The 3,693-nt window shown below is 67.1% G+C and carries 5 protein-coding genes and 1 pseudogene; 2 read left to right on the top strand and 4 right to left on the bottom strand.

What is annotated here, in order from left to right; translation table 11 throughout:
• Positions 1-163, top strand: a pseudogene (locus JHN45_RS51405) (sulfite exporter TauE/SafE family protein); the annotation flags it as partial.
• A gap of 27 nt (positions 164-190) precedes the next feature.
• On the opposite strand, the gene JHN45_RS51400 reads toward JHN45_RS51405, so the two are convergent.
• The 4 genes from JHN45_RS51400 to JHN45_RS51385 form a co-directional block, all read right to left on the bottom strand.
• Positions 191-769, bottom strand: a complete 579-nt coding sequence (locus JHN45_RS51400; RefSeq protein ID WP_201056377.1) for a Uma2 family endonuclease — start codon at positions 767-769, stop codon at positions 191-193.
• Between the two features lie 91 nt (positions 770-860).
• Positions 861-1,931 carry a hypothetical protein gene (locus JHN45_RS51395; RefSeq protein WP_201056375.1) on the bottom strand — a complete coding sequence of 357 codons (1,071 nt, stop codon included), beginning with the start codon at positions 1,929-1,931 and terminating at the stop codon, positions 861-863.
• 284 nt (positions 1,932-2,215) lie between these two features.
• The gene (locus tag JHN45_RS51390; RefSeq protein WP_201056373.1) at positions 2,216-2,407 is read right to left on the bottom strand and encodes a DUF397 domain-containing protein; all 192 of its coding nucleotides are present in this window, start codon (positions 2,405-2,407) and stop codon (positions 2,216-2,218) included.
• The gene (locus JHN45_RS51385) at positions 2,404-3,219 is read right to left on the bottom strand and encodes a helix-turn-helix transcriptional regulator (RefSeq protein ID WP_201056379.1); all 816 of its coding nucleotides are present in this window, start codon (positions 3,217-3,219) and stop codon (positions 2,404-2,406) included. The genes JHN45_RS51390 and JHN45_RS51385 overlap by 4 nt, the downstream gene beginning before the upstream one ends.
• Before the next feature lie 78 nt (positions 3,220-3,297).
• Between JHN45_RS51385 and JHN45_RS51380 the strand changes: the two genes are divergently transcribed.
• The coding region (locus JHN45_RS51380; RefSeq protein ID WP_201056371.1) for a hypothetical protein at positions 3,298-3,693 on the top strand (396 nt) is incomplete at its 3' end.

Here is a 3,693-nt window from a genome sequence, read left to right as displayed (position 1 = left end):
CGGGGCGCGGTGGGTGGCGGTCGGCGCGGCGATGGTCGTGGGCGGGGTGATCGGGCGGGGGTTGGCGGGGCGAATACCCGAACCGCGGGCGCGGGCACTGGTGTTGACGCTGGCGTTGGCGGGTGGGGTCACGGCGGTGGGGAAGGGGTTGTGGGGGCTGTGACCCCCGGCTCCCCCACTCCGCGAGCATTCAGTCCGCGAGCTCTTTCAGGAACTCGGTGTCCAAGGCGATGTTCACGGGGTCCGGGAGCTTGACCGTGGCACCGAAAGGCCTGTTCACCTGCTGGCGATAGCGACCGTCCTCGGGCTCGGTGAACACGGTGACCGAACCGTCGTCCCGGTCGATGAGGAGGTACACGGGGATGCCGGCTGCCGCATAGCCGTCGGGCTTCTCGACTCGGTCGCGGTGGTGGGTATCGGAGTCGTGCGACGTGACTTCCACCGTCATGAGCACGCCTGATGCCTCGGACCAGTCTCCATGCCCCGTCGGGAATCCAAACGGTGCGAGGACACCGTCCGGCCGGGCCCTTCCCTTGCGATACCGCTCGACCTTCATGCCCCGCTCCCCGTAGAGCCAGAGTTCAGGACGGTGTTGCATGCACAGCCTCTGCAACCAGGCGATGATCTGATCGTGGTTGCCATCGGTCACGCGCTTGACCTGGACCTTTCCCCTGATGAACTCCAGCCGCACAGTCTCCGGGGCATGGCGTTCCAGCTCTTCGAACTCCTCGACGGACATCTGGGGCTGCTGCTCGGTCCTGGGGGTCATGGCGTCGCCTCCTCGACTCCATAGTGCCCCGACCGGCACGTCCTGCACGCTCATACAACGCCGCCCTCTCCTCCGTGCCGCTTCCCGACCTTCACGGGTTCCACCGCCTCGGCGGGAGGCCGTTCGCGATGCGGTCGCGGTTGTCGCGGTAGTGGTAGTGGACGCGGTCCTCGATCGGCACGGGGCGGAACGTGTCGGGCACGGGCCCGCCCGTACGGCGTTCCAGCTTCTGCTTCAGGAGGCGGGCCGTCGTGGTTCCCATGTAGGCGATCTCCTCGAACCCCTTCTTGATCTCCTCCTCGCTCAGATCCGGCTCCGCACGGCATTCCTCGCAGATGCCATTGATGATCTTCGCCGTCCGCTCGTCGGCGTCACAGGTGGCGCAGGCCATGAGCACGCGGGTCACACGGGCGCGGAGGGGGCGGGTCTCGGCGGCGTCGTTCTTCTTCGGGGGCATCTTGGTCTCCAGTCGGGTGCGGGCGAATCCGCCCGGGTTCGTGACAGTGGCTGGCAGTCCGTCGGTCAGCGCGCGGGCCATGTCGGCCGGGGTGGCGCCTCGTGTCAGCCACTCGGCGGCGAGGGGTTCGAGGGCGCGGCACTCGGCTTCGGAGAGGGACATACGGGGGTCTGCGGCGCGGAGTTGGGCGAGTGCGCGGTACGCGGCGCTGGGCTCGGGAGCCGGGGCCGTCACCGGGGTCGGGTCCGTCTCCGGCGTCCCGTCGATCTCGTTCTCGCTGTCGCTCTCCGGTGCAGGGGTCGGGGTCGGGTCTTCCGTCCTCGCCAGGCCCGGCTGGTAGTCGTGCGTGACGTCCCTGCCGTGGCGCTCCCGCGCGAACTCGGCCCACCACTGCGCTGACCTGGGCGTACGGGACCAGTACGTCCGTGTCACCCACCGCATCGAGTTGTCCTCGACGGTGATGTGTTCCTTGATCCAGCGCAGGTGGCCGGCCTCGGTGAGGCTCTTGAGAGACGTACGGCAGGCCTGCTGGCCGTAACGGGGGTGCTCGGCCGCGATCACCTTGTGGCCCATGGCGTGGCCGTTGTCGAGGTGGTCGATGAAGACGGCGAACTCGGCGTCACGGGGGCTCAGGTGTGCGAAGTCCGGGTCCGCGTGCGGGTCTTCGTCACCCGTGGCGCGTTTTCCGTAGCCCGTTTTGGCCATGGGGTGCGACGGGGACGGCAGGGCAGGGCTAGGCTGGGCGTAAGCCACGATCGAGTCCGTTCGATCCGTAGGTCTAGGCCCCGGAGCCGGTGTTGGTAGCACCGACCGGGGCCGATCTATTTGCTTGTTTGCCGCGAACCTAGAGCGGCTTTACCTTGCGGCGCAAGCCGATCACGAAACGTCACCCGTTCGGATTAAACCCCCCTCAACTCACCTACAGGCTTGGTTGGTTGGGTTGTTTTCACCCAGCCCAGAACCCAAGAAAAGAGCTCGAAGCCCGGGGCTCAAGCTCCGGGGTGAACTGCGGAAATGAAGGCCGTCCAGGCGGGGGCGGGGAGGGCCAGTTCGGGACCCGTGGCGTTCTTGGAGTCGCGTATGTGGACGGTCAACTGCGGTGTGGGGAGGGCGACCTCGACGCAGTTGCCGCCCTCGTTGTCGCTGTAGCTCGACTTGAACCACTTCAGTTGGTCACTCATGGCTGATCCACCATCCGTTCGACGAAACGGGCCGACTCAACGGGACTGAGAGCCTGCGTGCGGATCATGCTAAGTCGCTCGGTCACCCGGCTGACAACCTCCGGATCGGCCGACAGTTCGCTCGCGAACGGGCCCTCCGCATAGGCGAAGCGCTCGTGGTCGCGGGTCTCCAACAGCACCATGGGTCCCATGAGTGCGTCGCTGGTGGCCCGTTCGAAGGGGAGCACCTGCACCGTGATGTTCCGCAGGCGGGACACCTCCAGCAGACGGCGCAACTGTTCGGTGTCCACCTGGGGACTGCGCAGCACCGCCTCATAGAGGACGAAACTCAGGGCCACCGGCGGCTTCCGCCCTGTGAGGATGGCCTGTCGCTCGATGCGTCCCTTGATCCGCTCCTCCACCGTCTCCTCGTCCAGGGGCGGGCAACGGTTCTCGATCAGCGTGCGCGCGTACCCGGGCGTCTGCAACAGCCCCGGGACGACCGTGGTCTCGTACGACCAGTGGGTGATCGCCTCTTTCTCACGCTCCATGAAGTCCTGTGCCCGCGACGGGAACTTCTCCTTGTTCAGGTAGTCCTTCGCCGCGCTCAACATCCCCTCAGCCCGGCACATCCCATCGGCTACGTCGAGCACGCGCGGCGTCGGCATGCGTACGCCCTGCTCCATCGACTTGATGGTGTCCGGTGCGTAGTTGGAGGCGGCGGCCAGCTCCTCCCGGCTCACGTTGGCCTTGGTGCGCCACCGCTTCAGCTGGTTCCCGCTGTACCGCCAGGCCACGGGCGGCAAGGACTTGGCTTTGGGCTGACCCGGCACAGCACCCACCTCCGACCGATACACCCCGGCGTGTATCACCTCAGTCACTACCGAGCGTAGCTCCGCAGACCCCACCGTGTGACCATGACCGAATCAATTCACCGGCCCGACTGGATCCCCGCGTCCGGTCACCAACTCCGTCTCACCGGCGTCCACTTCGACGCCGTACGCATCGAAGGTGTACGGGGAGAACGGGTCGCCGCGCGTCTCATCGAGGCCGCCGACGGGGATGCGGGGCCCGTTGTCTGTGAGGCCGCCGGGTTCCGGTGGATGTACTTCCTGCTGGCGCCCGGGGAAGTACGCCGGCACAACTGGCCCTTGGGTGTGCAGCAGTTCGGCGGCCGGGGCACTCGTACCGTCACGTACATCGGGATTCCGGCGCTGGACGGGAACACGTGGCCGTTGCGGTGGTACAGCGAGCCTACGGTTACGACGCCGTTTGTGGAGGCGGGGCGGTTGGGGGTGATACTGGGG

Source organism: Streptomyces sp. MBT53, assembly GCF_016654115.1.
Lineage (GTDB): Bacteria > Actinomycetota > Actinomycetes > Streptomycetales > Streptomycetaceae > Streptomyces.
This window is presented reverse-complemented; position numbering and strand designations above follow the sequence as displayed.

Bases quoted from the DNA above. Each gene is read 5' to 3' on its own strand.
- JHN45_RS51400 (WP_201056377.1), bottom strand. From the start codon at position 769: ATGACCCCCAGGACCGAGCAGCAGCCCCAGATGTCCGTCGAGGAGTTC.
- JHN45_RS51395 (WP_201056375.1), bottom strand. From the start codon at position 1,931: ATGGCCAAAACGGGCTACGGAAAACGCGCCACGGGTGACGAAGACCCG.
- JHN45_RS51390 (WP_201056373.1), bottom strand. From the start codon at position 2,407: ATGAGTGACCAACTGAAGTGGTTCAAGTCGAGCTACAGCGACAACGAG.